Origin of the sequence: Allobosea sp. CER48 (assembly GCF_044752385.1) — a bacterium.
Classification (GTDB): domain Bacteria; phylum Pseudomonadota; class Alphaproteobacteria; order Rhizobiales; family Beijerinckiaceae; genus Allobosea.
Map to the genome: position 1 here is coordinate 1 of NZ_JBIWYK010000348.1, position 3,461 is coordinate 3,461.

Here is a 3,461-nt window from a genome sequence, read left to right on the forward strand (position 1 = left end):
GGCGCTCAGGCCGTCGTGCCAAGGCACCACGGCCGCCGGCTCACTCCCATTCGATGGTGCCGGGCGGCTTCGACGTCACGTCGTAGACGACGCGGTTGATGCCCTTGACCTCGTTGATGATGCGGGTCGCGGCGCGGCCGAGGAAGTTCATGTCGAAGGGATAGAAATCCGCCGTCATGCCGTCGACCGAGGTCACGGCGCGCAGTGCGCAGACATGGTCATAGGTGCGGTAGTCGCCCATCACCCCGACGGTGCGCACCGGCAGCAGCACCGCGAAGGCCTGCCAGATCACGTCGTAGAGACCGGCCTTGCGGATCTCGTCGAGATAGATCGCATCCGCCTTGCGCAGGATGTCGAGCTTCTCCTTCGTGATCTCGCCGGGGCAGCGGATGGCGAGGCCCGGACCCGGGAAGGGATGGCGGCCGACGAAGGCCTCGGGCAGGCCGAGCTCGCGGCCGAGCACGCGAACCTCGTCCTTGAACAGCTCGCGCAGCGGCTCGACGAGCTTCATCTTCATGCGCTCGGGCAGGCCGCCGACATTGTGGTGGCTCTTGATCGTCACCGAAGGACCGCCGGAGAAGGAGACGCTCTCGATCACGTCGGGATAGAGGGTGCCCTGCGCCAGGAAATCGGCGCCGCCGAGCTTCGCGGCCTCGGCATCGAAGACATCGATGAAGAGCCGGCCGATGGTCTTGCGCTTGGCCTCCGGGTCGGCGCCGCACTTGGCGAGTTCCGACAGGAAGAGCTCCTCGGCTTCCACATGGACCAGCGGGATATTGTAGTGATCGCGGAACAGGCGGACGACCTCTTCGGCCTCGTTCATCCGCATCAGGCCGTGGTCGACGAAGACGCAGGTGAGCTGGTCGCCGATCGCCTCATGGATCAGCACGGCCGCGACGGCCGAGTCGACGCCCCCGGACAGCCCGCAGATAACGCGGCCGGTGCCGACCTGCTCGCGGATCTTCTTCTGCATCTCGGCGCGATAGGCCGACATGCTCCAGTCCGGCTTGCAGCCGCAGATCTCGACGACGAAGTTGCGCAGCAGCTTGCCGCCATCGGGGGTGTGGACCACCTCGGGATGGAACATCGTGGTGTAGAAGCGCCGCTCTTCGTCGCTCGCCACTGCGAAAGGCGCGTTCTCCGAGGTCGCCTTGACCGAAAAGCCCTGCGGCAGCTCGGTGACGCGATCGCCATGGCTCATCCAGACCGGATAGCGCGCGCCCTTCTCCCAGACGCCCTCGAACAGCCTAGAGGGCGCGACGATCTCGACATCGGCCCGGCCGAACTCGGCTGCGTGCCCGCCTTCGACCTTGCCGCCGAGCTGATGCGCCATGGTCTGCTGGCCGTAGCAGATGCCCATCAGCGGAATGCTCGCGCTGAAAACCGCTTCGGGGGCGCGCGGGCTGCCCTCGTCCGGCACCGAGGCCGGGCCGCCAGAGAAGATCACGCCCTTCGGCTTCAGGCGCTCAAACGCCTCGCCCGCCGACTGGAACGGGGCGATCTCGCAATAGACGCCGATCTCGCGGATGCGCCGCGCGATCAGCTGCGTCACCTGCGAGCCGAAATCGATGATGAGGATGGAGTCGTGATGGGGCTGAGCGCTCGTCATCGCGTCCCGTTAATGGATAGCGCGGGCGCGCGCAACGGGGCCGCGCCCGAACGCATGGCGTCCCTGCCCTCAGGCATTGGCGGTTCCCTCGAATAACGTCGCGACCTCGGCCGTATGCGAGGCCGTCGGGTTCCCGACGGCTGGGTACCGGCATGGCCGCCCCGCGGTATGTCGATACGCAGGCCGCGCCCGCTCAGCTGATGCGCGAAAGGCAGGCCAGATAGAACCCGTCCGTGCCGGTGCGCCGCGGCGAGAGTTGCAGGCCGAACTCGGTCGCGAAGCGTGCAAGCAGGGAAAAGTCGCTTTCGGCTCCCTTGAGCACGTCGATGGGCGCGATCGGAGCGAAGCCGGGGTGGCGGCCGAGGAAGCCGCGGATCGCGTCGTCATTCTCGTCCGGCAGCATGGAGCAGGTGATGTATGCAATGTGTCCGCCGGGTTTCGCCAGCTTCGCGGCGCGGGCCAGAACCTCGGCCTGATCCTTGACCCGCTCGGCCAATGCGCCGGGGCGTACACGCCATTTCGCATCGGGATTGCGCCGCCACGTGCCGGAACCCGTGCAGGGCGCATCGACGAGCACGAGATCCGCCTGCCCGGCGACATCTGCCAGCGGCTCATGGCCGCGCGAGCGCGGGATGCGCACTTCGACGATGCTCGCTCCCGAGCGCGCGACGCGGTCATGCAACGGCGCGAGCCGGCGGCTGTCGAGGTCGGTGGCATAGAGGCTGCCACGATTGGCCATCAGAGCGGCCAGCGCCAGCGTCTTGCCCCCTGCCCCGGCACAGAGGTCGATCACGGTCTGGCCGGGCTGCGCGCCGGCGAGCAGCGTCACCAGTTGCGAACCTTCGTCCTGCACCTCGAAGGCGCCCGCGAAAAAGCCGGGCTCGGTCTGCAGCGACGGCCCGCGTCCGTCATGCCCGGGCTGGAAGCGCAGGCAGTCGGGAGACCAGGGGCCGGTCTCGGGCTGATGATGGGCAAGTTCCTTGAGTACGGCGTCGCGGCCGGCCTTGAGGCGGTTGACGCGCAGGTCGATCGGCGCGCGAGCCGCCAGCGCCTGCCCTTCCGCTATCGCCGCCTCGCCGAAGCCGGCCTGGAACGAAGGCCAGAGCCAATCCGGCACATCCGCCCGTACCCAGTCCGGCGCCCCCTCGTCCGAGAAGGCGGTCAGAAGCGCGGTCTCGTCGGCCGTCAACGGCGCCGGTGCATGGTTCTCTCCGGAAAACAAGCCGGCGATCTCATCGAGCAGCAGGCCACGCAGCCCGGCCAGCATGCCCAGAACCAGGCCGCGCGGCTCCTCGGAAGCCATCGCATAGCCGGACGAGGCCTTGCGACGCAGGGCGTCATAGACGAGCGAGGCGATGGCGGCGCGATCCTTGGAGCCGGCGAAGCGGCGCGACAGGCCCCAATCCTTCAGCGCATCGGCCGCGGGGCGGCGGCGCTCGATGATGTCCTGCAGCACCTCGATGGCGGCACTGATCCGGGCAGCTGGCGTCATGATGCTTTCGATCCCTGCGCGGGCGGCTCAGGCCCGGCGCCGTCAGGCTGTAAGAGGTTGCGCTTCGACCAGTTCGAACATGACGCCGAGGCAAGGCGCCCCCTGCGGCATGCACTTGACGCGGTCGTTTCACAAGCGGAAAGACGATGCAACCGCATGTCGCGGCCACCGGGATATCCACACATGAAAAGCGCCAGCCGCATCGTCATCCTGAGCCTCATCGCCCTCGGCCTTGCCGCTTGCGCGACCGCCCCCCAGCAGGACTTCACGCCCCCCGCCTCCAAGCGCCTCGACGCGAAGACCACGCTCGAAAACCGCCGCTGATCCGGCCGCCCTATCGGAAAGCCCGCGCCGGCGGTC

At 68.1% G+C, this 3,461-nt stretch carries 3 protein-coding genes; 1 reads left to right on the top strand and 2 read right to left on the bottom strand.

Annotated elements, in window-relative coordinates; all coding sequences use genetic code 11:
• Positions 1-40 precede the first annotated feature (40 nt).
• On the bottom strand, positions 41-1,609 hold the full coding sequence (gene guaA, locus ACIPIA_RS12530; protein ID WP_400509992.1) for a glutamine-hydrolyzing GMP synthase: 1,569 nt from the start codon (positions 1,607-1,609) through the stop codon (positions 41-43).
• A 193-nt stretch (positions 1,610-1,802) separates the two neighbouring features.
• Positions 1,803-3,101, bottom strand: coding sequence for an RsmB/NOP family class I SAM-dependent RNA methyltransferase (locus ACIPIA_RS12535; RefSeq protein WP_400509994.1), 1,299 nt, complete (start codon positions 3,099-3,101; stop codon positions 1,803-1,805).
• 183 nt (positions 3,102-3,284) lie between these two features.
• On the opposite strand from ACIPIA_RS12535, the gene ACIPIA_RS12540 reads away from it, so the two are divergent.
• Positions 3,285-3,425, top strand: a complete 141-nt coding sequence (locus ACIPIA_RS12540) for a hypothetical protein (RefSeq protein WP_400509996.1) — start codon at positions 3,285-3,287, stop codon at positions 3,423-3,425.
• Positions 3,426-3,461 lie beyond the last annotated feature (36 nt).

Excerpts from the sequence above, each read along its gene's own strand:
- guaA (WP_400509992.1), bottom strand. The coding sequence starts at position 1,609 with ATGACGAGCGCTCAGCCCCATCACGACTCCATCCTCATCATCGATTTC.
- ACIPIA_RS12535 (WP_400509994.1), bottom strand. The coding sequence starts at position 3,101 with ATGACGCCAGCTGCCCGGATCAGTGCCGCCATCGAGGTGCTGCAGGAC.
- ACIPIA_RS12540 (WP_400509996.1), top strand. The coding sequence starts at position 3,285 with ATGAAAAGCGCCAGCCGCATCGTCATCCTGAGCCTCATCGCCCTCGGC.